The sequence below is a fragment of the Chroococcidiopsis sp. genome (assembly GCF_051657925.1).
Taxonomy (GTDB): domain Bacteria; phylum Cyanobacteriota; class Cyanobacteriia; order Cyanobacteriales; family Chroococcidiopsidaceae; genus Chroococcidiopsis.
In genome coordinates, this window is sequence record NZ_JBOFLP010000369.1 from 1 (window position 1) to 22354 (window position 22354).

A 22354-nucleotide genomic window follows, 5' to 3' on the forward strand; every position below is an offset into this window, starting at 1 on the left:
TAGGAGAGCTAAAGGTATAGTTAGGGTCGCACTCTTTAGTATCGTAGACTTGAACGTGCCACTTATCTGGTAATCCTTCAACACCAATTTCAACAACATACCAGCTCTCGCCAACGAAGCGAGCAGAGAGGATGTCAAACCACTCTCGATCCTCCAGAGGAATATTCAAATCTTCCATGAGAAAATCTAATGCTAGCTGTTGCGCTTCAGTTGCAGTCAATTCCATCTCTAACTCCTTTTTGGTCATTGGTCATTGGTCATTAGTCATTTGTGGTGAGTGGTTGATGATGGTCACTGGTCACTGGTCACTGGTCACTGAATTAAGTTGAGGGTATAATTCCAATTGTTTTGCTAGCTGACGGGCAACATGGATTAAGAACTTGGCAGCATCTTGATTATCTTGGTGTGCCATCATCGTTGCTACTTGCATCATTGTTTTGACTAAACCAGCATCCAGTAAATCTGGCTGAGCATCTAAAATTTCCGGCTCTTGACCGTTGGGACAGCTAAGCAGACGCTCAATTAGATTGAAATATAGCTCTTGGCGTTGTTCTGTCATATTTCTGTCGTATTGAGTTATGGAACATTCGTGAAGGTTGTCATTGGTCATTAGTCATTTGTTGTTTTTTCTCCCTCAGCTTCCTCAGCTTCCTCAGCTCTCTTCCTCCTGCTCCCTAAAAATTCTTAGCCGAGCAGGTTAAGGGATCGAACTGAAATCGTCGGGAATGATGCGTCTCACCGTAGATGCTAAAGGTAATTGCTGGTTCCTCTCCCAACGCCTCAACACAATGAATCGCATCAGGTGTAAAGCTGATAATATCGCCAGGGAGCAAAGTCATCTCGCCACTCCGTGCGATCCTGTTAAGCGACCCCATTACAGGAGAGCGTTTCCAGAATGTATTTTTTTCCTCACCTTGGAGTACTGCTACAACTCCCCACGTACCGTGATTGTGAATCGGCGATATCGTTCCAGGTGATAGGGTAGTCGTTTGCACCGTCAACGGATAACCTATTTCGTCGTACAAGAGTGTGGTTGCATTTCCCGTTTTAGGGCAAGGTTCTGGATGTTGAACGTGTATCCAGTAGGAATTCACGACCAGTCGCCGCACTAGCAGGCGTAGTTCAGGCAGGCATTGGTTTTCGTCGGTGGCTCGATCCAGCACATCTTCCACTTCTGTCAAAAAGCGATGCAACCGATAGGTTTCTCTGAGCAAGTCCCATTCTCTATATGGCTTGCAGACCTGATATTGCCCATCTCCTGTGACTAAAAAATCTCGGTGTTTCATTGCAACCCTGCCATATAGCAATCTCAGCTATGGTGAACTACTCGTCTTCATCTGGTGGTTGGGTCAAGATATCCCAGGCAACCCCGCCACCAAATTCTTTTTTGCTGTCAATTTCGTTCCCCCTCGCACTCACTTCTTTCGCTGTCTCTGTCTTTCCTAACCTTGCCAAAATCAATCCAGAAGCAGCATAGGCATTGAGATCGAGTCTAATTTTAGAATCGTCCTGCCGACTATCTAAAATGGGTTGGAGTCGATCCTAGTCCTGCGGCAATTGCTCGGATGCCCTGATTGCCATTAATTCTCGATCTACCTGAAAATGACTCACAAAACACCCCTTTAAAACAAAGTGAGGACGTACAGCAGCGAAAATAAGACGATCCAAATGATGTCTACAAAGTGCCAGTAGATTTCTGCCATTTCAATTCCAGTATGCTTAGTCGCAGAGTAGTGACCGAAACGGCGCGATCGCCACAATACGCCTGAGATCAACAACAAGCCTACGAATACGTGCAAACCGTGAAAGCCAGTCATTAAGTAAAAACAGTTGGCAAACACGTTAGCAGTTAACCCATATCCCAGTGTCAGATACTCGTATATCTGACCTGCCAGAAAAACAGCGCCCATTAGAGCAGTGACGGCATACCACAACCGCATTCGGGCGACATTGTTCTTCTTAATCGCCGTATCGCCCAAGTGGATGACAAAACTACTAGAGACTAGGATAATCGTGTTAATGGTGGGTACGAGTAATTCTACTTCCGTACCTTCAGGGGGCCACTCCGTCGCCGCACCGCGCAGAATTAGGTAAGTAGCAAAAAAGCCGCCAAACATCAGAGATTCGGAAACTAGAAACGTCAACAGTCCAAATACCCGAAAGTCTGGATGTTCTTCGTGAGAGACAACCACTTTCTCTAGGGTGGCTGAATCAAATACTATTTCTGATGCGTTAAAAGATGAATCCTGCATAAATTTCAATTTCCTGAATGCAAGGGTGAATTGTCGCAAGAGATACGCTTTTTGAGTCGCAGATCTCGATCTCCCCTAACCCCCCTTAAAAAGGGGGGAAATGAACGATCCTTTTTTCACTCCTTTCCAAGAGGAGGCGGAATTGCAGTTCTCGTCCTGCATGAGTCTGAAAAAAGTCGGAGCTTCTAAAGCCCCCCTTTTCAAGGGGGGTTGGGGGGATCTTTTCTGCCGTAGTTTAAAAAGCAAAATAGTCTTAGGGAGATCGATCGCGTAATTCCTTGACTAAATCAAGGCAGTTTGGGCTATTTCGTTAACTTCAGCAGTGCTTTTGCCATAATCATAAGGACCGTGAGTTACGACAGGCAAAACTTCCCAGTTTTCAATCGCGGGTGGCGAACTGGTCGTCCATTCCAAGGTCAGGGCATCCCAAGGGTTATCTGTTGCTTTAGAGCCATACAGCCAACTCCAGACAGCATTGATAAAGAATGGCAGTACAGATATTCCTAAAACGATCGCGCCAAAGGTACAAATATGATTGATGTAGGCAAACTGAGGATCGTACATGGCGACTCGTCGCGGCATTCCTTGCAGACCAAGTTGATGCATCGGCAGGAAAGTCAAGTGAGTGCCGATAAAGGTGAGGACAAAGTGAATTCGTCCCAAGGTTTCATTCATCATCCGTCCAGTAATCTTGGGGAACCAGTGATAAATTCCGGCATAGATGCCAAATACGGAGCCGCCAAACAAGACGTAGTGGAAGTGACCGACGACATAATATGTATCGTGGACGTGCAGATCGAAAGGAGCTGTACCCAGCGTTACACCACCTAGTCCGCCAACTACAAACATTGATAGTAACCCAATAGCAAATAGCATGGCGCTGGTGAAGCGGATTTTGCCACCCCAAAGCGTAGCTACCCAACCAAAAATCTTCACTCCTGTAGGAACGGCAACAATGAGAGTGGAAATCGTGAAGAACATCCGCATCCAAGCAGGCGTACCGCTGGTAAACATGTGGTGTACCCAGACAAATAGACCCACAACACAAATCGCCAAGCTAGAATAGGCGATCGCCTTATAACCAAAAATCGGCTTGCGGGCGTGAACCGGAATCACCTCGGACATAATGCCGAAAATGGGCAAAATCATTAAATATACTGCTGGGTGGGAATAAAACCAGAACAAATGTTGGTAAAGCACCACATTTCCCCCCGCGTCCGGTTTAAAGAAAGAAGTGCCGAAGTTGATATCGAATAATAACAGCACCAATCCCGCCGCCAGCACTGGAGTAGAAACTAGGGCTAACACAGAAGTTGCTAAAATTGCCCAGCAGAATAGTGGCAATTGAGTCCACTTCATACTAGGTACTTTCATTTTTAAAATTGTGACGACAAAGTTTAATGCTCCCAGAATCGAGGAAGTCCCGACTAAAACGATGCTAAGAATCCACATCGACTGGGCAGTATTTGCCGTAATTAAACTCAAGGGTGGGTAAGCAGTCCAACCGCTTTGAGAACCGCCAAAGAAGAAACTTCCCAGCAATAACGCACCAGCGGGAGGATTGAGCCAAAAAGCGATCGCATTTAACTTGGGAAACGCCATATCTCGCGCCCCAATCAGCAACGGTACTAAAAAATTACCAAATCCGCCAATTGCAGCAGGGACAATCCACAAAAAGATCATCAGCGTGCCGTGATTGGTCATGAAAGCGTTGTAGAGATTCGGATCGAGAACGTCTGAATCGGGCGTGTATAATTCAATCCGCATGGCGATCGCCATTAATCCGCCAATCAGATAAAACGCAAAAGCTGTAACTAGGTATTGAATCCCAATAACTTTATGATCGATGTTGAAGGTGAAATAGTCGTACCATTTCCACGTCTTGGGCGCTTCGCTATGGGCAACGACTTCTGTAATTTTTGGAGTTTCTAGCTGTGTCATGAATGAGGGGTTAGGGGTGAGGGGTGAGGGAAAAGCAGAGGAGCAGAGGAAGCAGAGGAGCAGAGGGGCAACTACCAATTACCGACTCCCAACTCCCGACTCCCGACTTACGACTCCCGACTATGGATTAACTGCAACGGTGCGATTTTCTTCCAGCCAGCGAGTGAATTCTTCTGGTGTGTGGACGATTACGGAAGAACGCATACTACCGTGATAGCCGCCACAAAGTTCGGTGCAAACTATTGGGTACGTTCCTGTTTTTGTGGCGACGAACCGCAATTGTGTGGCTTGACCTGGAATTGCATCTTGCTTCAACCGGAACTGGGGAACCCAAAACGAGTGAATCACATCATTAGCGGAGATGTTGAGCAATACGTCTTGACCGATAGGAACGTGCAGTTCGCCAGCAGTAATACTGTTATTGGGATAGTTGAACAGCCAAGCATATTGCATTCCACTGACATTGACGACTACATCCGGCGGTTTGCCTTCTTTTGTAGGTGTAGAGCCAATCCCAATCGGGTTAGGATTGGGTTGTGCTGTCATTTCGTGCGCAACTGCGTGATGGGCGATCGCATCAATTCCTCCCATTTCGGTGTAAACATCTACACTGTAAATTCCTAGTCCAATGACGATAATTCCTGGGATTATCGTCCACAAAATTTCTAAGGGAAAGTTACCTTCAATTGGCTGTCCATCACCGTTATCTCCGCGACGGCGACGAAATTGAACGATTGAAATTATAATTGCTCCCTGGACTACCAAAAATAAAGCAGTACCAATAACGACCATGACGTTAAAGAAATCGTCTACTAATGGCGCTTGTGCAGAAGCTTGTTCTGGTAGTAGAGTATTATTTTGACCTACCCATAAACTAATTACGGTAACTACGATGCCAGCAATCAGAGTCAAGATAGAAATTGGAATTTGTTTCATAAAATAATTTCCTCTGTATGAGCATTTTGCTGCCACAGTCTTTCTAATATTTCAATTTGTCTGTTCAACACAGCGGCACGATAAATCACATACCTGTCATACACGGCAATTCCTAAACCAAGAATGATGGGGGTAAAAAGCACGAACTCTAGTAAGATATGGATGATTATATTTTCCCTATTGGTAGTTAATTGCTGACTATTTGCAACCGCATACAGTAAATGCTGAGTTGCCACAAAATCGAGATGGTGCTTCCAGATCGCACTCATGACCGCTAAAGCTGGAGAAAGCACTATTAATGTCAATAAACAAACTGTCAGAACGTTGAAGATTTTAAGTTTCATCTCAGTATGAATTAACTAGGTAGCGATCGTGTCGTAAAAATGTGCCTTCGCTGTTTGTCTTGTTGTAGATAAACAGTCTTATATCAGCTACCTCATTTCTAAGGGTTCGTTTGCCCAAGATCGAAATTATTAAATTAATTAAGTTTGTACTCAATCAGTCAAATTCTTCAGCAATAAGAGATTCAAAGTTTTTTGAGGGTGGGGGTACTAGTATTTGTTGGCTGGGGTATGAGTATTTACAGGTAGGGGTACTAGTGTTTTTGTACTCGAAACTCAATCTGTGTAGCCCACCTATGATGAACCTAAAGAAGCTAAATAAGTGTAGGGTGCCAATGTTCACCCTACAGTGAAATTAGAGTAGCACTATATAAATTGAGAAAAATCTGTGTGAGAGGATACAAAAAGCAAATTAACTAACTCTTTTGAGGCAAAAAGTCAGGCATTTCTAACAATAAATTTTTGATTTAAAAGAAATTGAAAGTCAAGCATTCCTAACAATATTTTTTACTTTGCAGCTCATGCCTAGCTTACTAGAAAAGCTGTCTTCAGTCCTATGTTTTTATTCTCTGCGGCTCTTGTCTTCTGTCTCTATCTGCCCTGATATAGTTAACTAAGCAGCCAATTTTTAACGCCAGATACTCAATGATTTTGCTATAAAATATTAAGACTTTATTTAATGGCTCAAAGCGAACAAAAATATCTGAACTGGCAGATTAAATATATTTACTATAGATAATTCGTAAGAGTATAGCTTCGAGAAAAACTCTTGGATGGCGAGGAGTTCAAATCTTAGTAGAGAAAATTTTCGGCGATCGCGTATTCATAGCACTCAGTAAAGCTAGCATCTTTTGAAAAAGAACCGCGCAATACCATGCCTTACGCCATTACTAAGCACTGTATTCGTTGTGACAACTGCCTGCCTCAGTGTCCTACAGGTGCGATCAAAATTATAGAGGGTGAGTATTGGATCGATCCCAGCTTGTGTCATGACTGCCAGGACTCCCTTGGGCCGCAGTGTGTAGACTCTTGCCCTGTAAACTCTCCGGTTCCTTGGCAAGCGAAGAAAGGTAGATGCAAGGTTGATCTTAGAACCGTACCTAGCCTCGATCTTTTTCCCGACGGTAAAAGCCATCCTTTTGCTTCCGCGATCGCTAGTTGGGAATTGTGCAATGTTTTAGCACAGCGACACTCTCTTACTTGGGAAATCGATGCTGCGGGAGAGTTGTACTATCAGCGGCAAATTCATGGAGGTAAGGGTGCGATCGCCTTCCGAATTACAGACGGCTTAGATTTGGAACCGCCAGTTGCGCTTAAAGGCGATCGAGCATTATCTGCGATCGAGACATTTGATATTAGATCTGCCTGCTTGCACTTAATTTACGCCGCTCATGTTACAAGCTTAGAGCGTCCTTGGGAAGAGGAATTCATTATCAATGACCGACAGATTGAGGAATACTTGGGACTGGACAAGCGCAAAGACCTGAGCAAACTGACTAAACTCGCTCTGATTAAAGAACTTGCCCAACAACCCTGCAAGCTAATTGCTTGTATCGATCTGCCCCAACAAGGAAAGATTAAGGGAATTCGGCTGGAAAAAAGTCGTTTGTGGCATTTACTGGACACTCAACATCACTTTCAAGAAGACGATTTGGGATGCAAACATCTGGTTGGGTTGACTTTCAAAATTAAAATCGGTCAGTGGGCGCAGCATTTTCTGAATCGGCAAGGTTGCAAAGAGCGGACTGCATTCTATCAGTACGGTACTTTACCCAAAGCCCTACTCAGCGCCGTGATGAGTATTTGGCAGCAGCATGAGGGTGCAGCGCGGATGATGCTATGGTTGCTATTTAAAACCAAAATGGGTAAAGAGCAGCGCGTTACGGTTCCCACTCTCATGAGAGTAGCCTACGGCGAACGAAAACTGAGCCAGATATCTTTGCAACCGGAGAATCGCCAACGCCTATTAAGAATATTTGAAAACGATTTAGAGGTACTCGATCGCTACGGACTCAAGCCTGTATTCGATCCTGTGACCTATCCACCAGAGATTCAACCTTTGTGGGCTAAGTTAGTCGATATTCCAGAAGATGCGGAAGCTGCATTAGAATTTTGGATTGATGATGGTAGCAATAGCACTCGATTGACCGATGCGGCCCCTCGTGGTAAGTGGAATCGATTAATGAATGCTCGGATTTTACATTTTGAACTACCTCCAGAGTGGGAACAACAACTCGCGAAATCTAAGCAGAAGCAACGAACGACGAACCGCAAAACTAGGTCAAAATCGCAAGTAGCCCTTTCTACTGAATATATTATTGAGGCAAGAAAAAAACTAGGATTGAGCCAAAGAGATTTAGCACAGCTAACGGGTAAAAGCCAGAGTTGGATTCGCGATATTGAAAATGGACGTTTTCAAGCTAAGTTAGAAGATCGGATATTATTGCAAAAAGCGCTAGGGATGAATGCTTGACTTGAATTATGAGTCTCTGCGCTCGTTGGAATGGTAATTCCTGCTGGTTTGAAGCGTTCGATCGCTGAAAGTCTGCAAACTGCCCTCAAGCAACTAAAGTTGTAATGGGATTTAGAGAATGAATGGTGAGTGGATAGTAACGCATTGGCTAGCAGAATGGAACTCTTCTTCTAGTCACCAGGCACAAGTCACTGATAACTGACAACTGACAACTGTAAGAATTCTGCAACATCTGTTCGTAGGACGATCGCATGAGTTATCTTGTAGATTAAGCTACTGCCGCTTCAGTACAGATGGATTGCAGGTATGAAAAAGTTTATTCTACTGTGTTTGTTTATTGGCGGGCTGTGGTTTGCTCTGTCAAGCTTTCAAGGGTTGGCAGCTAAAGGCGAATATCAGTCCATTGTGCTAGATTTTCGGGAAAATGTGCCGAATACGGAGATAGAAGCTAAATTAAACGCGATCGCGCAGCAATACAAAGTCAAGCCTCGGCTCAATAGTGAGTTTTCCGCAGCAGATAATGTATATGTTGTGGAAGGCGATCGCCAGACTCTTACTAGCCTGAGAAACTCCAAAATCGCTAAATATACCGAATATATCGAACCCAACTACATTTACCGTGCCTATGAGGTTCCCAACGACCCCCAATACGGTCAGCAATGGAACATGCGTAGTATTAGCATTGAGTCGGCATGGGATGAAACCAAAGGTAGCGGCGTAACCGTTGCTGTGATTGACACGGGCATTAGTCAAGTTCCAGACCTGAAAAATACCAAATTTGTCAAAGGCTACGACTTTGTAAATGATGATGTTGAGGCAGATGACGACAACGGGCACGGGACTCACGTAGCAGGTACGGTAGCGCAATCAACCAACAACAATTATGGTGTCGCAGGTGTGGCTTATGAAGCCACGCTCATGCCCCTGAAAGTCTTAAGTGCAGGTGGTACGGGTACGACCTCCGACATTGCCGAAGCCATCCGCTTTGCTGCTGACAACGGCGCAGGCGTAATTAATATGAGCTTAGGTGGTGGTGGTGAAAGCGAAATCATGAAAGAAGCGATCGCCTATGCCCATCAAAAAGGTGTCGTAGTCGTCGCCGCTGCTGGCAATGCCAATAGCAACGCTGCCGAGTACCCCGCCCGCTATCCTCACGTAATTGGAGTTTCGGCGATCGATTCAGCGGGAGAAAAAGCCCCCTATTCTAACTTCGGTGCAGGAATCGATCTTTCTGCTCCTGGTGGCAGTAATTCCGGCAAAATCGTCCAAGAAACTGTCGATCCAGATACGGAAGAACCAGTATTTGCCGGATTCCAAGGAACCAGCATGGCATCTCCCCACGTTGCCGGAGTCGCCGCCTTAGTTAAAGCTGCTGGGATACAAGACCCAGATGAAGTAGAAAGCATTTTGCAAAAGTCCGCCAGAGTCGTGCAAGATGACGGACTCAACTACTACGGCGCGGGACATTTAGATGCATCCGCCGCCGTGAAACTTGCCGTGCGCGGACAAATTACCTTCAAAGACTTCTTCCGCTGGCTGCGGGATAACGGCTACCTCAACCCCCGTTTTTGGATTGATGGTGGTGCAGTGGCGTTATTACCTAAAGTCATGATGGTACTCGGTTCTTACCTCTTGGCTTGGTTCTTGCGGGTTTACTTCCCCTTTACCTGGAGTTGGTCGCTGTCATGGGGGTTAATTACAGGCAGTTCGGGTTTATTCTTCCTCAAAGGCTTTTATATCTTCGACCTACCTCAATGGCCCTTCCGTTTGCTAGGAAGTTCCATTCCCGAACTCGGTAGCGCCATTCAGGGATACTCGGAGTTAAACCCCTTCTTTGCCAGCGTAGTAATTCCCTTCGTGTTAATCGTGTTACTGCTAGGAAATCCGAGTTGGAAGAAATTTGCTGTCGGTACGGCTTTAGGTGTCGCTAGCTGCTTGTTAATCAGTGCCTTTATCGCACCCGATTTAGGCTGGTTGGGAAGTGGGGCGATCGCTCGTACTTTTCTGATTGGTAATGCTTTAGCCTGTTATGGGATCGCTTGGTTGGCAATGAAAGGTGAAGGACAGATAGCGTAACCAGTTGTCAGTTATCAGTGACCAGTGACCAATAGAGACGCAACATCTCTCACCCCTCCTTACTCCAAAGGGGGGATTTTTTGTGGTTGATTTCCTGGTTTTCCTAGCCCTGTAGCCCCCAGCTCCTAAGATAGGAGTAATAACACGACACAGACTAACTTGTATGAGTATTAATGTTACAGGGACAATCGAGCGGCGCGATATTGGTACTGGGGCTTGGGCTTTGGTTGCAGATGACGGCACGACATACGAGATTCCTAGAGGGACTGCAAAGGAATTACTGAAGGACGGACAAAAAGTGAAAGTTGCTGGAGAGGTAAAAGAAGATGTGATGAGCTTAGCGATGATCGGTCCGGTCTTAGAGATAAAATCGTTTGAAATTGTCTGAAATAGAATTATGGTAGGTGCGTTAAATAACGCACCCTACGAATTTTTGCTTTCATGCATTAGTTAGCAGACACGACTTCTTGCAAGCGCGTTCTAAACTCCCCTTTGGGATGACCCCCTTTCACTTCGCCAACAATTTTGAAGTCGCCTTCTGGCGTATCGCAAATAATATAAGTGGGCCATCCCATTTCGGCTTTATCTGGATATTGAGTTAATAAAATCTTGCGATACTTGCGATAAGTTGTCGTATCTTGCATTTTGACATCGATAAATTCTAAGCCTAATTCTTCACTAACTTTGCGATCGTAGAAAGACATTTTATGGCAAATCCCACAGTCTTCAGACGAAAATTTAATCACTGCTAATGCCATGACTTGCAACCTCCGATAGTTGAATAGTTAAAAAGTTTCTCAAATCGTATCGATCGGACTTAAACTATATCAAGTTTACTAGCAATCGACATTTATCGAATTGCGATCGCCTTTGACATAAAAGCGACTGCATAAAAACTACAGATGCGATCGCAACATAGCTTTTAAATTCAGTACAATTACTGAGTTACGTTTATCACAAGAGCAAGCGCTCGTGCAAGAGGGGAAGCACGGGGACACAGATGAAGGTTTGCTGTTATTACTAAGCGACTTCAGAGAATTTACGGACAAAATCAAGTCGAGAAACAGATATGCTTATTATCTGGAGCCGATCTAATGGTTTTATGGAAAAACTTCTGAGCAGTGGTTAAGCGTAAATCTCTATTTTGGCGTTACGGTGTAGCAGTGTTGGCAGTGGCGATCGCCTTATTTGTCACGCTCTTTCTCACTACCCTAATCCATAAAGAAAGCCCATTTATGCTGTTTTTCATTGCGATTTTGGTCAGCGCCTGGTGTGGTGGGATGGGAGCGGGATTAGCAGCAACCGCACTCGCAGCAATCTTATGCAACTATTTTTTCCTCCCTCCTCAATACGTGCTATCCATCGCGAGTTGGGAGCAAGGCTTGCGCCTAACGATTTTCGTTCTCGAAGCCATCTGTATCTGTACTGCTATTGCTATCCTCAACTCTGCTAGAGTGCGAGCGCAACAGAGCCAAGTAGCAGCGTTACATTGCCAAGCAACTTTACTCCAAAGTGAAGAACGTTTCCGTCTGCTAATTGAGGGTGTGAAAGATTATGCAATTTTCATGCTCGATGCTGATGGAATAGTTGCCAGTTGGAATGCAGGAGCGGCTAGAATTACAGGTTATAAAGCTAGAGAAGCGATCGGGCAACACTGCTCTCGATTTTACACCTATGCCGACATAGAAAGCGGTATTCCCCAACAGGAATTACAAACAGCGATCGCGCAAGAGCGAATGGAGACGGAAGGCTGGCGGATACGACGAGATGGCTCTAAGTTTTGGGCAAATGTCGTCACGACAGCTCTCAAAGATAGTGGCGGACAAATTCAAGGTTTTTCTCAAGTCGTGCGCGATGTTAGCGATCGCCAACGTAGTGAAGAGTTGCTCCGCCAGAGTCAAGAGAGGTTGCATTTGATTTTAGAAGCATCGCAGATAGGAATTTGGGACTGGAATTTGCATACGCACGAACTTAAGTGGTCTTTGCAACAAGAGGCTTTATTCGATCTCGCACCTGGGACATTTGCAGGTACTTACGAAGCTGTTCTCGATCGCATTTATCCAGAAGATCGTGCTTCGTTCAGCGAAGCTATTACCCGCGCGCTGGAAAGAACGGGAGAATTTGAGCAAGAATTTCGCATTCTTAGTGCTAATGGTAATGTTCGTTGGTTGGCGGGACAAGGCAAAGTTTTTTATGATGATGCCGATCGAGCGATGTGGATGACTGGAATTAATCGCAACATTTCCGAGCAGAAGCAAGCAGTAGCACGCATTCAAGCTGTAGAACAAGAAAAAGATTTTTTGTTGAAAGAAGTTCATCACCGCGTTAAAAATAACCTACAAATTATTTCTAGTTTGCTTAGTTTGCAAACAAACTACGTAAGCGATCGCCAAACACTAGAAATTCTCAAATCGGGTGAGACTCGGATATTTTCTATGGCTCTGGTTCACGATCTCTTGTATCGCTCTCAATCTCAGAATTTCGTTCAAATTAATTTAGCTGATTATATTGAAACACTAGTTAATAATTTACACAGTACCTACGACACTGCTAATCTCAATTGCAAACGAATTACTTTAAAACTTGAAACAGAACCAATTTGGGTCAGTATAGATATTGCTATTCCTTGCGGCTTGATTATTAACGAACTTACAACAAATGCAATGAAACATGCTTTCAAAAAGAGGCGGTTTGGGCAAATTTGTATTACAGTTCAATCTCCATCTCAAGAACCTCATAATCATGTCATTCTCAAAGTCAGCGATGATGGAATCGGATTACCACTAGAACTTGATTGGCAAAATACTAAATCTTTAGGACTGCAAATAGTCAATATATTAACCAACCAGCTAAAAGGAAATATTGAATTAACTAAAAAAGATTTTGGTACGGAATTCATAGTGAGATTTTCGATCTAGACTGAGCTTACAAAAGAATGAATATTCCTGCAAAAATATTGGTGGTTGAGGACGAAGGGATCGTTGCCAAAGATATAGAAAATCGGCTACAAAAGTTTGGTTACCATGTCTGTAAAACTGTCGCAACTGGAGAAGAAGCGATCGCACAAGTTAGCGAACTCAAACCAGACTTAGTACTCGTAGATATTCGCTTGCAAGGAGATATGGACGGCATAGCGGTAGCTCAAGTTTTGCACCATAATTTCGAGCTTCCTGTGGTCTATCTAACTGCAAATTCTGACGAATACATTGTCAATAGAGCGCTGGCAACACAACCCTTTGGTTATATTATCAAACCTTTTAGAGAGCAAGAACTAAAAATAACAATCGAGATCGCACTAAATAAATATTTAATAGAACAAAATCTCAAACAAAATAAATACTGGTTGAGAACTGTATTGAAAAGTATTAATAATGGCGTAATTGCTAGCGATACAGAAGGAAAAATTGCTTTTATAAATCCAATCGCAGAAGCTTTAACTGGTTGGAATCGGCAAGATGCCTGCGGTAAAGAAGCAACAGAAGTTGTCAAAATTATCCCGACACAAACTATAATCTCAGAACAGCCAATTCAACAAGCTTTACAGAGAGGAATAACAGTCGAGATTTCAGAGCGATCGCAACTGATTGATAAAAATGGTTTAGAAATACCCATTGACGACCGCATTTCGCCAATTAAAGACGACCGAGGAAACATTGTAGGTACGATGTTAGTTTTTCAGGATATTAGCGAACGACAGCAGGTTGAAGCTATGCACCAAAAACAAATCGAGCAAGAACAGATGTTGGTGCAAATGGAGAAAATGCACGAACTCAAAGATGATTTTTTAAGCACTGTTTCTCACGAGTTACGTACGCCGATTGCCAATATGAAAATGGCAATTCAAATGTTAAAAACTTCTCCTAGTAGTGAAAAAAGACAGCGATATTTAGAAATCTTGCAAGCAGAATGCAATCGAGAAGCTGAGTTAATTACCGAACTACTCGATCTGCAAAGATTAGAAACAGCGTCTTATCCCATCCTCGTACAAGAAGCTGTTAACTTGCAGGAATGGCTACCCCAAATTATGGAGCCTTTTTTGATTCGCGCCCAAGAAAATCAACAATTACTAGAAATTCGGCTCGATCCCAATCTATCGCAAATATTGACAGACCGCGCCAGTTTGGAGCGAGCGATCGCCGAACTAGCAAACAATGCCTGTAAATATACTCCAATGGGAGGCGCGATCGTCGTAAGCGTGCAGCCGCATCTTGCGCCTTGCACCGCTTACCAACTACCAACTACACGCACGATCTTTACTGTGCGCAACCAAGCAGAAATTCCCGCAGCAGAATTACCAAAGATTTTTGAAAAATTTTATCGCATTCACAACAGCGATCGCTGGAAACAAGGGGGTACGGGACTGGGACTAACTTTAGTACAAAAATTGGTAGAACACCTTCAAGGAACGCTTCAGGTAGAAAGTCAGGAAGGGTGGACTACATTCACTATGGAATTACCTAATGGAGCAGGGAGCAGGGAGCAGGGAGCAGTTATCAGTGACCAGTGACCAGTGACCAGTGACCAGTTATCAGTTATCAGGGAGCTTCTGAGCAGTTACTTACGACTTACGACTTACGACTTACAACTCACTTCTTGACTACCTTTAACTGAGTGAGGCTCGGATCGGTGCATCCGGTAATGTAGCCATCACTGGCTTGAATCTGTTGTAGGTATTCCAATGCTTCTGAGGTGATGATTTCTCCTGGCATCAAAATAGGAATCCCTGGAGGATAGGGACAGATAAGTTCTGCGCTGATGCGATCGCGTGTCTGATGAAATGGTAGTGTTTCTGTTGGAGCAAAGAAAGCCTCACGCGGTGTGAGTGGGGAATTCGGAATTCCGAATTGGTTTTGACTTTTAACTTTTGACTTTTGACTTTCTTGGTTAAATCTTTCAGCCAGAACAGCAAAACCTTCTACCAGTCGCTCGATATCTGCTACTGTGTTGCCCAAGGAAATAATAAACGTGAGGTTCTGTAAAGATGGTAATTCGGCTGTAACGCCTAATTCTTGATGCAAGATTTCATCCGCCTCAAATCCCGCGATCCCCAAACCGGAGACGGTGACGGTAAGTCTCGTCTCGTCAAGTGCAACAAAGCCTGAGCTTTTTGCTGGCAGATGTAAAACTGAAAGATCGGGAATTTGACTAATTCGGTTTCTGGCTTCATCCGCTAAACGCAAAGTTTTCGCCATCAGTTCTTCCCCGTATAATGCCATTTGTTGCCGCGCGGCATCTAGGGAGGCTAGAAGTAAATAGCTGGGACTGGTAGATTGTAATAGTTGCAAAGATTTATTTAGGCGATCGCGATCTATTCTATTGCCGCTAACGTGTAGCATTGAGGCTTGAGTAAATGCCCCTAAAACCTTATGAGTTGACTGTACGCTTAAATCTGCTCCAGATGCTAAGGCAGGGGTAGGCAATTCGGGATGAAAGGCAAAGTGGGAACCGTGAGCCTCGTCAACTAATAAAGGAATATCGTGTTGATGTACTACAGCAGCGATCGCACTTAGATCGCCACATACGCCGTAATATGTCGGATATACCATCAACACCGCTTTGGCATCGGGATGCTCAGCTAAGGCTGCGGCTACTGCTTCAGGAGTGATGCTGTGAGCGATATCCAGCACCGGATCGTATGCAGGAGCAATGAAAATAGGGACAGCACCAGAGAGAATTAGACCTGCGATCGCTGAATTATGCACGTTACGCGGCAGAATTATCTTATCTCCTACCCCACAAGTTGCTAAAATTGCTGCCTCTACACCACAAGTAGAACCGTTGACTAAAAACCAGGTTTTTTCCGCTCCAAATGCGACTGCGGCTAATTCTTGCGCTTCCTGAATGATTCCTTGGGGTGCAAATAGGTTATCTAACTCCGGCAATTCTGGTAAGTCAGCACTAAATATGGCTTTACCAAAATAATTCACTAGCTGCTGGGTGATTCCTTCTCCCCGTTTATGTCCTGGGGTGTAGAAAGGAGCATGATTGATTCGAGTTGCACATTGCCAAAGAGCTTCCAGAATTGGAGTTTTGGCTTGAGAGATGATGTCAAATTCCATCAGGCATACACTAGCAGCGTCAAGACGATCGTATAACAATACGCATGTCTACCTGTACGCGCGATCGCCCCACTAAAATCGTACTTTTATTTGTACGGGCGGGTTTTGGTTAGAGATCTTCGTTAGTTATTAAGGATTCTAGCTAAACCCGCCCCTACGAATTTTTCACTTTTGACTTTTGACTTGCTTACCAGCCGTCTTCTTCTGGCGTAGACTGTCCCCAAATTTCTAAATCCAAGTCGTTCAAATAGGTAATCGCATTGCCAATCTGAGGTTTTGTGCCATGGAGTTCTAAATCGAACCAACCATCATCGCGTCCATTCGCACTCAGTAAAGCTGCCAAAATATTGACAGTAATTCCACACTGGGAAGTGAGGCGAGAAATGACTGGTTCGCCATGCAAGCCTTTGGGTATGCGAATCTTGAGCCGAGTTTGAGTTGGTCTATGCGTACCTAATTCCACATCGCTTTGAATCGCCATAGTTATCTCCCATAAAGGATAGTCTTTACATCCAAGATCGCAGTTCTACAAGCTATCGCCTTAATCTACGGTTAGTTTATCGAAATAGTGTATTTAGTAGCGATGAATGCAATTATATCGACCGCAAGGCAAAAAAGCAATCAAAGAAAAAGTAAATAATTATTACAAATACTTGTTTCTTGCTCAACTACACTCTTAAACAATTGCAGACATAGATGTAGTAACTAGTCACTATTCTCTGCTCCCTGCTCCCTGCTCCCTGCTCCCTAATAACTGATAACTGATAACCGAGCTAATATTTTCAATATCTGCTTGCGATTGAGCGGTATCTGGAGTCAGCAATACTTGAATTTCATCGAAAAAAACTTCGGTTCTGGGTAGAGAAATGGTTGCAGCTATCGATCGTTTTACATCTGCATCGAGATGTTTGTACATCAAGCTGAGATGGGGATTGAGAGTAAAATCGGCAGGGGACTGGGAGTGATTCCGAATTGACTCTGTAATCTGACTTAAGATTTTACTAGGATGAAATTGGACGAAAAGAGTTTTCGTAAATTGGTCTGTATATAAGACGCGATCGCACTGTAAACTAAAAGCTTTAATTCCTCGAACTGCCTGCTCTAAGATTTCAGTTAGAGATTCATCCTCGCCAAATTCGCCCCAGTAAATGGTAACGTGAGGCGTGAAGGAGAAAGCAGCGTAGTTTTCAGCAAGGCGATCGATAACTTCCTGAAAGAAGATTCTATCGGCGGCGGCGGGAATTAACCAAAATGCTACTTTTTGACCCATAAATCTCCCTGTACCCTTGTTTCTTCTTCCCCTGCTCCCTGCTCCCTACTCCCTGCTCCCTCTACGCCGACAAAGGTGGGGGAAAGCAAATATCGTGCTGAAATTGAGCTACATCTTCCGTGCGGTGAATTGGTAAGATATACTCTAAATTTTCGTGAGGACGAGCAATAATGTGATGGGAAAGGATCTCGCCGCCATTAACCCGCAATACAGCCGCTAAGCCAGCCGTAATAGCTACATTCACCTCAGAAACAGCTCCTCTGATGATAACTGTAATGCGACCGAGATCTGTGTTTTCGTATGCAACAAGAGTTACCAGCGCCGCTTTACACATCGCATCCCCAGCTTCCACAGCAGCAGGAACGCCCGCAGTCTCAATCATGCCGATCGCTAATGTTGCCACTTTATCAGTTGTCAGTTGTCAGTTATTAGGGAGCAGGGAGCAGGGAGCAGGGAATAGTGACTAGTTGTCAGTTATAAGTTATTAAGTTATCAGCAAGAATCAGTTATCAGTTGTCAGTTGTCAGTTATCAGCGAGCAATGACTACATCCTACACCCTTTCCCGACTACCCTGTACGGGCGGGTTTAGCCAAGAGTTTGACACTCAAAGCCAGAAAATTGGGGTCAAAACCCGCCCTGACGACTCCCAACTCCCCATTCGAGAGATACTTAACTAGGAACGATATATTTGGATATAGCTGTCCCTCTCAAACAGACAAAGGAAGTACTGATGGAACGCAAGCATTCAGAAGTCTTGACACTGGTATCCCGTAGTGGAAAGGTTCTCTCTACTTTCCTACTGTCTGTAGGTATTGCAAGTGCTGGAGTTGCTAGCGCTAATAAGCCCATTTTTGCCCAAACAGCTACCCAAACTAACATTAGCCAAGAAAGACAGGTAGCGCAGTTACAGCCAGGTTCACAACAAAGTCCAACTCAACAAAGTCCAGTCCAACAGCAAGTCCAAGCAGAAGCAAATCGCATATTTAGCCAGACGTTAACGATATTTAACATTCTGCTTGCCGTCCTAGTACTCATTTTAGCTTTGGCGATCGCAACTCTGTTCTTGCTACGGCGATCGGTGGTGCGCGAGGTAGCCGATTTGGTTGCAGCACGTATTAAAGAGGTAGGAGAGTTAGAAAGTAAGCTAAATACTGCTAACCAAGAAGTGAAAAAGCTGTTGCGTGCAGCCCAAGGTATCGCTGAGGATATGGATAATGAGGCAGATACTTTACACCAAGAAATTAATGCCAAAAGAAATAATCTCTCTCAGTTAATCTCTGAAGTTTATCAAACTAAAAATCAAGTTTTATCGGATCTAGCAGCTCAAGTTAATACTTCTAAACAAGCATTAGGAAATTTAGAAAATCAGTTCTCTACACAACTGACAGATTTACATTTAGGAGCGCAAAAACATAGAGATTTAATTTTACGTAACTTGGAACAATTAGGGGCTGATTTTTCACCTCAACTAATGGAATTGCAAGCGGACGTACAAGCACAAAAAGATGCGATCGTGCAGAATTTGAAGCGATCGGAGCAAGACTTTATTCAACAATTAAATGATATCCAAGGGACGACTCAAAAGCAACGAGAAGCTATTCTAGGCAACTTAGAACAATTAGCAGTTGCTTTTACTCACCAACTCTCAGAATTTCAAATTGATGTGCAAGGACAAAAAGATGTTGCATTACAACAATTTGAACAGACGAAAACAAATTTTGATACTCAAGTTTTAGCATTACAAGCAGATGCACAAGCACAAAAATCTCTGACGTTACAAGAATTCGAGCAAGTGAAATCGGAGTTTGATGGTGAGTTGTCGGTAATACAAGCAGAAATAGAAAAGCGTAAGGATACTGTTTTACGACAGTTTGTGCAAGCAAAAACAGATTTTGACACTCAAGTTAATGCCTTCAATGCCGATATTGTCGAGCAAAAAGATAGTTCTCTACAAAACTTCAGGCAAGTAGAAGGTACATTTATTACTCAACTGTTTGAACTGGAAAAGCAGGCGGCAAATCAGAAAGATTTAACAATCCGCAATTTAGAAAGACTGAGTGCGGATTTTGCGCCTCAACTAGCTGCATTACAAGCAGAAGTACAGGGACAAAAAGACGGTATTTTGAGGAAATTACAACAGTCGGAAACAGCATTTGTGGCGCGGCTCAATGAGTTACAACAGCAATCAAAAACTCAAAGAAATTTATTAGTAGAAAACTTAGAGAGATTGAGTCTAGAGTTCGCGCCCAAGCTAGCAGAAATGGAAGCAGACGTGCGGGGACAGAGAGATACAATTTTGCAAAATTTGAGTAAATCGGAAACAGATGTTGTGAAGCAACTATCGGCACTGCGATCGAATATTCAAAAGCAGCGAGACGTTGTGATTCAAGGCTTAAAACAGGCAGAGGCAGATTACAAGCAACAATTGAATGCTATCCAAACGGAGGCGCAAGCGGAAAGAAACACAATTTTACAAAATCTCAAATCGCTACAATCTGAATTTGCCCCCCAGTTAGCTGAAATTAAAACTGAAACAGCACGGAAGTTTCAAGAGCAAAATGATTTGGCACTAGAAAGTATAGCAAAGTTGCGACAAGCGATCGCCGCTCAAATTTCTGCATCTGGAACAAAACTGCAAACGGAAATCGAGCAAGCCATTCAAAACCTCAAAACGCGAGAAGTTGAGTATGAGTCTGAGGTAGAAAATACTCAAGCTGGAATTAAATCTCAACAAGATCGGACGATTCAAAGCATAGCAGAACTGGAAACCGAAGCGAGAAATAAACTTTCGGGCATTCAATCAGAAATTCAAACTCGTAAAGACAGAACGCTACAAGCAATCGATAAATTAGAAACCACGCTGTCTAGTTTCTTGAAAGATTTGCAATCGGAGGCAACAACTCAAAAAGAGTTGATTTTGCATAACTTAGCAGAGGTTGCCCCCAAAGCGATCGCAGAAGCAGCATTTGCCGAAATGACAGAAAAGCTAGAGGAATTAACAGCGCAAATCGAACGCCTGAAATCGAATCAACCGCACCTATTCCTTAACCCAGAAGATTGCGTGAATCAAGGTAATACTTTATTTGCTGAAGGTAGATACGAAGCTGCTGTTGTTGCCTACAATCGGGCTTTAGAATTGAAACCCGATAACCCCGATGTATGGTACCAACTAGGAATGGCACATTGGGAATTGCAACAATACGAAAAAGCGATCGCGGCATACGATAAAGTATTGGAAGTTCGTCCTAACAATCCCGAAACTTGGTATCAACGAGGTTTGGCATTGAAAGAATTAAAACGCTACGAAGGTGCATTTGCAGCGTTTAATAAAGTCCTCAAAGTCGAACCAAATGATCAGAAAGCCTGGTTCCAACGAGGTATCGTGTTGGGAAGAGCGAACAAACTTGCTGAAGCGATCGCAGCTTATGATAAGGCAGTAGAAATTAACCCACAATACTATCAAGCTTGGATCGATCGCGGTGTCGCTTTAGGAAAACTACAGCGTCATGAAGAAGCGTTTCAATCATTTGACAAAGCCGTACAAATTAAACCCGATAGTGCGGTAGCGTGGTTGAATCGGGGGATGGCATTGGAGGTATTAGAAAGATATGAAGACGCGATCGCATCTTACGATAAGGCGATCGAATTTAATCCCGACTCCTTCAAAGCCTGGAACTCTAGAGGATATCTCCTCGTACAACTAGAACGCGATGCAGAAGCATTAACGAGTTTCGATCGCGCTCTACAAATTAAATCCGATTATTCCAATGCTTATTACAATAAGGCTGCCTGTTATGCTTTGCAAGGACAAGCCGAATCTGCCTTAGAGAACTTGCAGCAAGCAATCAAACTCAATCCCAGCCACCGCGAAGAAGCACAAGCCGATCCGGATTTTGAGACGTTAATTAACAATCGGCGCTTTCAGCAAGAAATGGGTGGGTAAAAGTAAATTTAGGTGTAGAAGCAGCAATGAATTTAGTGAAAGAATAAATCAGTTTAACTTTCAGGTTCGCTACTAATTTCTATTTCCAAATTATCCTCGTCAATATAAATATAAAGTACGTTAGGCTGACAGCAAACTTGGCAGTCTTCCACATAAGATTGCTGCATTCCCCCACTAAGATCGACAAACGTGGAATTAGATTCGCCACAATAAGCACAGAGATATTCAGATGTATTTTGCATGTGCGATCGACCTACTAAAATATTACTCAGGAACTTGTACGAGATTAGCAATCGCATCTCCGATCTATCTGTTCCCGAATGCGTTCTTCTCGCAATTCATCAATCGCGGCATTGAGATCGAAGTTTTTTGGTAGCTCGACATCTAGAACTAAAATACCTTCTTTACGATAGACTTTTGGCGGCTGGGGTGATTCTCCACTTGTTGCTTCAGAGTCTTGTAGATCGTTGTTCTTTCGGGCAGCTTGACGATCTAAAGCATTAATCTTATCTGCAACTGCTATCAAAATAAACTCTTCAGATGAGATTCCTTGACGGCTTGCCCATTTTTCAACTTCTTGTTGCAGTCGTGGCGAGAAATTCATACTAGTACGCACAAATAGTAGCTCTAATTCTAGAGTATCACTTGGTTATACTCTATATGTTGTTGACGGAGACGATCGCTAAGCATACACAAAAATAGGCACTCGCTTAAAGGCGGGAATTCCACATTTGGGATCGATCCTCGCTTTAAATATTGCATTGACTTCGGGATAAAACATGAAAGCAGTTCCTTGTCGCACGGAACCAAAAATAATCTCTACATTTTCCATTTTGCCTGCATCACCCTGTACCGTGACGCGCTGATGCTCTTGCAATCCTGCTGTTTCAGCATCAGCTGAATGCATTAAAATACAATTCCGGTGCGGCATTCCCCGATAGCGATCGCCTTCTTTGTACACTACAGTATTATGTTGTGAATAACTGCGTCCAGTCATCAAAATTAAGCTAAGACTGCGAGTAGATTCACAGATACCAAAATCTTGCGGCTGAGGTGCGTGCA

The 22354-nt window shown here is 43.7% G+C and carries 23 protein-coding genes; 7 read left to right on the forward strand and 16 right to left on the reverse strand.

The annotated features are described in order from the left end of the window. From ACRC32_RS29585 to ACRC32_RS29620, 8 genes are all read right to left on the reverse strand, one after another. The coding region (locus ACRC32_RS29585) for a hypothetical protein (RefSeq protein WP_438557351.1) at positions 1-226 on the reverse strand (226 nt) is incomplete at its 3' end. Positions 227-298: 72 nt separating this feature from the next. Then, entirely contained in the window at positions 299-559 is a 261-nt protein-coding gene (locus ACRC32_RS29590; protein WP_438557352.1) for a hypothetical protein, read from the reverse strand. 115 nt (positions 560-674) lie between these two features. Further along, entirely contained in the window at positions 675-1286 is a 612-nt protein-coding gene (locus ACRC32_RS29595) for a cupin (RefSeq protein WP_438557334.1), read from the reverse strand. Positions 1287-1323: 37 nt separating this feature from the next. Beyond that, positions 1324-1455: a hypothetical protein gene (locus ACRC32_RS29600; RefSeq protein WP_438557335.1), complete on the reverse strand. Its 132-nt coding sequence runs from the start codon at positions 1453-1455 to the stop codon at positions 1324-1326. Positions 1456-1622: 167 nt separating this feature from the next. After that, positions 1623-2252, reverse strand: a complete 630-nt coding sequence (locus ACRC32_RS29605; protein ID WP_438557336.1) for a cytochrome c oxidase subunit 3 — start codon at positions 2250-2252, stop codon at positions 1623-1625. Positions 2253-2534: 282 nt separating this feature from the next. Further along, the gene (gene ctaD, locus ACRC32_RS29610) at positions 2535-4193 is read right to left on the reverse strand and encodes a cytochrome c oxidase subunit I (protein WP_438557337.1); all 1659 of its coding nucleotides are present in this window, start codon (positions 4191-4193) and stop codon (positions 2535-2537) included. Between the two features lie 120 nt (positions 4194-4313). Next, positions 4314-5129 carry a cytochrome c oxidase subunit II gene (gene coxB, locus ACRC32_RS29615; RefSeq protein WP_438557338.1) on the reverse strand — a complete coding sequence of 272 codons (816 nt, stop codon included), beginning with the start codon at positions 5127-5129 and terminating at the stop codon, positions 4314-4316. After that, positions 5126-5473 carry a hypothetical protein gene (locus ACRC32_RS29620; RefSeq protein WP_438557339.1) on the reverse strand — a complete coding sequence of 116 codons (348 nt, stop codon included), beginning with the start codon at positions 5471-5473 and terminating at the stop codon, positions 5126-5128. The genes coxB and ACRC32_RS29620 overlap by 4 nt, the downstream gene beginning before the upstream one ends. 871 nt (positions 5474-6344) lie before the next feature. Between ACRC32_RS29620 and ACRC32_RS29625 the strand changes: the two genes are divergently transcribed. The 3 genes from ACRC32_RS29625 to ACRC32_RS29635 all read left to right on the forward strand — a co-directional run bounded on the left by ACRC32_RS29625 (position 6345) and on the right by ACRC32_RS29635 (position 10407). Next, positions 6345-7943: a helix-turn-helix domain-containing protein gene (locus ACRC32_RS29625; protein ID WP_438557340.1), complete on the forward strand. Its 1599-nt coding sequence runs from the start codon at positions 6345-6347 to the stop codon at positions 7941-7943. Positions 7944-8249: 306 nt separating this feature from the next. Continuing rightward, complete coding sequence (locus ACRC32_RS29630; RefSeq protein WP_438557341.1) at positions 8250-10019, forward strand: S8 family peptidase; 1770 nt, start codon at positions 8250-8252, stop codon at positions 10017-10019. A gap of 163 nt (positions 10020-10182) precedes the next feature. Then, positions 10183-10407: a hypothetical protein gene (locus tag ACRC32_RS29635; protein WP_438557342.1), complete on the forward strand. Its 225-nt coding sequence runs from the start codon at positions 10183-10185 to the stop codon at positions 10405-10407. A gap of 58 nt (positions 10408-10465) precedes the next feature. Here the strand turns inward: ACRC32_RS29635 and ACRC32_RS29640 are convergent, their stop codons facing one another. Beyond that, positions 10466-10777: a hypothetical protein gene (locus ACRC32_RS29640; RefSeq protein ID WP_015156495.1), complete on the reverse strand. Its 312-nt coding sequence runs from the start codon at positions 10775-10777 to the stop codon at positions 10466-10468. Positions 10778-11140: 363 nt separating this feature from the next. Here ACRC32_RS29640 and ACRC32_RS29645 point away from each other — a divergent pair, with 363 nt between their 5' ends. Continuing rightward, positions 11141-12937, forward strand: a complete 1797-nt coding sequence (locus ACRC32_RS29645; RefSeq protein ID WP_438557343.1) for a PAS domain S-box protein — start codon at positions 11141-11143, stop codon at positions 12935-12937. 17 nt (positions 12938-12954) lie between these two features. After that, complete coding sequence (locus ACRC32_RS29650; protein ID WP_438557344.1) at positions 12955-14526, forward strand: response regulator; 1572 nt, start codon at positions 12955-12957, stop codon at positions 14524-14526. Between the two features lie 79 nt (positions 14527-14605). Here the strand turns inward: ACRC32_RS29650 and ACRC32_RS29655 are convergent, their stop codons facing one another. The 4 genes from ACRC32_RS29655 to ACRC32_RS29670 all read right to left on the reverse strand — a co-directional run bounded on the left by ACRC32_RS29655 (position 14606) and on the right by ACRC32_RS29670 (position 17730). After that, on the reverse strand, positions 14606-16078 hold the full coding sequence (locus ACRC32_RS29655; RefSeq protein ID WP_438557353.1) for an aminotransferase class I/II-fold pyridoxal phosphate-dependent enzyme: 1473 nt from the start codon (positions 16076-16078) through the stop codon (positions 14606-14608). 187 nt (positions 16079-16265) lie between these two features. Next, complete coding sequence (locus ACRC32_RS29660) at positions 16266-16559, reverse strand: NIL domain-containing protein (RefSeq protein WP_317109040.1); 294 nt, start codon at positions 16557-16559, stop codon at positions 16266-16268. A 231-nt stretch (positions 16560-16790) separates the two neighbouring features. Continuing rightward, positions 16791-17348, reverse strand: a complete 558-nt coding sequence (locus ACRC32_RS29665; RefSeq protein ID WP_438557345.1) for a 2'-5' RNA ligase family protein — start codon at positions 17346-17348, stop codon at positions 16791-16793. Between the two features lie 61 nt (positions 17349-17409). Then, positions 17410-17730: a carbon dioxide-concentrating mechanism protein CcmK gene (locus tag ACRC32_RS29670; protein ID WP_041463413.1), complete on the reverse strand. Its 321-nt coding sequence runs from the start codon at positions 17728-17730 to the stop codon at positions 17410-17412. A gap of 158 nt (positions 17731-17888) precedes the next feature. Here ACRC32_RS29670 and ACRC32_RS29675 point away from each other — a divergent pair, with 158 nt between their 5' ends. Together ACRC32_RS29675 and ACRC32_RS29680 are read left to right on the forward strand one after the other, a co-directional pair. After that, entirely contained in the window at positions 17889-18026 is a 138-nt protein-coding gene (locus tag ACRC32_RS29675; protein WP_438557346.1) for a hypothetical protein, read from the forward strand. An 11-nt stretch (positions 18027-18037) separates the two neighbouring features. Beyond that, positions 18038-21292: a tetratricopeptide repeat protein gene (locus tag ACRC32_RS29680; RefSeq protein WP_438557347.1), complete on the forward strand. Its 3255-nt coding sequence runs from the start codon at positions 18038-18040 to the stop codon at positions 21290-21292. 53 nt (positions 21293-21345) lie between these two features. On the opposite strand, the gene ACRC32_RS29685 is transcribed toward ACRC32_RS29680, so the two are convergent. The 3 genes from ACRC32_RS29685 to ACRC32_RS29695 form a co-directional block, all read right to left on the reverse strand. Next, positions 21346-21534: a CPXCG motif-containing cysteine-rich protein gene (locus ACRC32_RS29685; RefSeq protein WP_438557348.1), complete on the reverse strand. Its 189-nt coding sequence runs from the start codon at positions 21532-21534 to the stop codon at positions 21346-21348. Between the two features lie 44 nt (positions 21535-21578). Continuing rightward, complete coding sequence (locus tag ACRC32_RS29690) at positions 21579-21896, reverse strand: hypothetical protein (protein WP_438557349.1); 318 nt, start codon at positions 21894-21896, stop codon at positions 21579-21581. 78 nt (positions 21897-21974) lie between these two features. Beyond that, the coding region (locus ACRC32_RS29695) for a molybdopterin dinucleotide binding domain-containing protein (protein WP_438557350.1) at positions 21975-22354 on the reverse strand (380 nt) is incomplete at its 5' end.

What these genes read in the sequence shown, in the direction of transcription:
- ACRC32_RS29590 (WP_438557352.1), bottom strand. Translation starts at nt 559, where the DNA reads ATGACAGAACAACGCCAAGAGCTATATTTCAATCTAATTGAGCGTCTG.
- ACRC32_RS29595 (WP_438557334.1), bottom strand. Translation starts at nt 1,286, where the DNA reads ATGAAACACCGAGATTTTTTAGTCACAGGAGATGGGCAATATCAGGTC.
- ACRC32_RS29605 (WP_438557336.1), bottom strand. Translation starts at nt 2,252, where the DNA reads ATGCAGGATTCATCTTTTAACGCATCAGAAATAGTATTTGATTCAGCC.
- ctaD (WP_438557337.1), bottom strand. Translation starts at nt 4,193, where the DNA reads ATGACACAGCTAGAAACTCCAAAAATTACAGAAGTCGTTGCCCATAGC.
- coxB (WP_438557338.1), bottom strand. Translation starts at nt 5,129, where the DNA reads ATGAAACAAATTCCAATTTCTATCTTGACTCTGATTGCTGGCATCGTA.
- ACRC32_RS29620 (WP_438557339.1), bottom strand. Translation starts at nt 5,473, where the DNA reads ATGAAACTTAAAATCTTCAACGTTCTGACAGTTTGTTTATTGACATTA.
- ACRC32_RS29625 (WP_438557340.1), top strand. Translation starts at nt 6,345, where the DNA reads ATGCCTTACGCCATTACTAAGCACTGTATTCGTTGTGACAACTGCCTG.
- ACRC32_RS29630 (WP_438557341.1), top strand. Translation starts at nt 8,250, where the DNA reads ATGAAAAAGTTTATTCTACTGTGTTTGTTTATTGGCGGGCTGTGGTTT.
- ACRC32_RS29635 (WP_438557342.1), top strand. Translation starts at nt 10,183, where the DNA reads ATGAGTATTAATGTTACAGGGACAATCGAGCGGCGCGATATTGGTACT.
- ACRC32_RS29640 (WP_015156495.1), bottom strand. Translation starts at nt 10,777, where the DNA reads ATGGCATTAGCAGTGATTAAATTTTCGTCTGAAGACTGTGGGATTTGC.
- ACRC32_RS29650 (WP_438557344.1), top strand. Translation starts at nt 12,955, where the DNA reads ATGAATATTCCTGCAAAAATATTGGTGGTTGAGGACGAAGGGATCGTT.
- ACRC32_RS29655 (WP_438557353.1), bottom strand. Translation starts at nt 16,078, where the DNA reads ATGGAATTTGACATCATCTCTCAAGCCAAAACTCCAATTCTGGAAGCT.
- ACRC32_RS29660 (WP_317109040.1), bottom strand. Translation starts at nt 16,559, where the DNA reads ATGGCGATTCAAAGCGATGTGGAATTAGGTACGCATAGACCAACTCAA.
- ACRC32_RS29665 (WP_438557345.1), bottom strand. Translation starts at nt 17,348, where the DNA reads ATGGGTCAAAAAGTAGCATTTTGGTTAATTCCCGCCGCCGCCGATAGA.
- ACRC32_RS29670 (WP_041463413.1), bottom strand. Translation starts at nt 17,730, where the DNA reads ATGATTGAGACTGCGGGCGTTCCTGCTGCTGTGGAAGCTGGGGATGCG.
- ACRC32_RS29675 (WP_438557346.1), top strand. Translation starts at nt 17,889, where the DNA reads ATGACTACATCCTACACCCTTTCCCGACTACCCTGTACGGGCGGGTTT.
- ACRC32_RS29685 (WP_438557348.1), bottom strand. Translation starts at nt 21,534, where the DNA reads ATGCAAAATACATCTGAATATCTCTGTGCTTATTGTGGCGAATCTAAT.
- ACRC32_RS29690 (WP_438557349.1), bottom strand. Translation starts at nt 21,896, where the DNA reads ATGAATTTCTCGCCACGACTGCAACAAGAAGTTGAAAAATGGGCAAGC.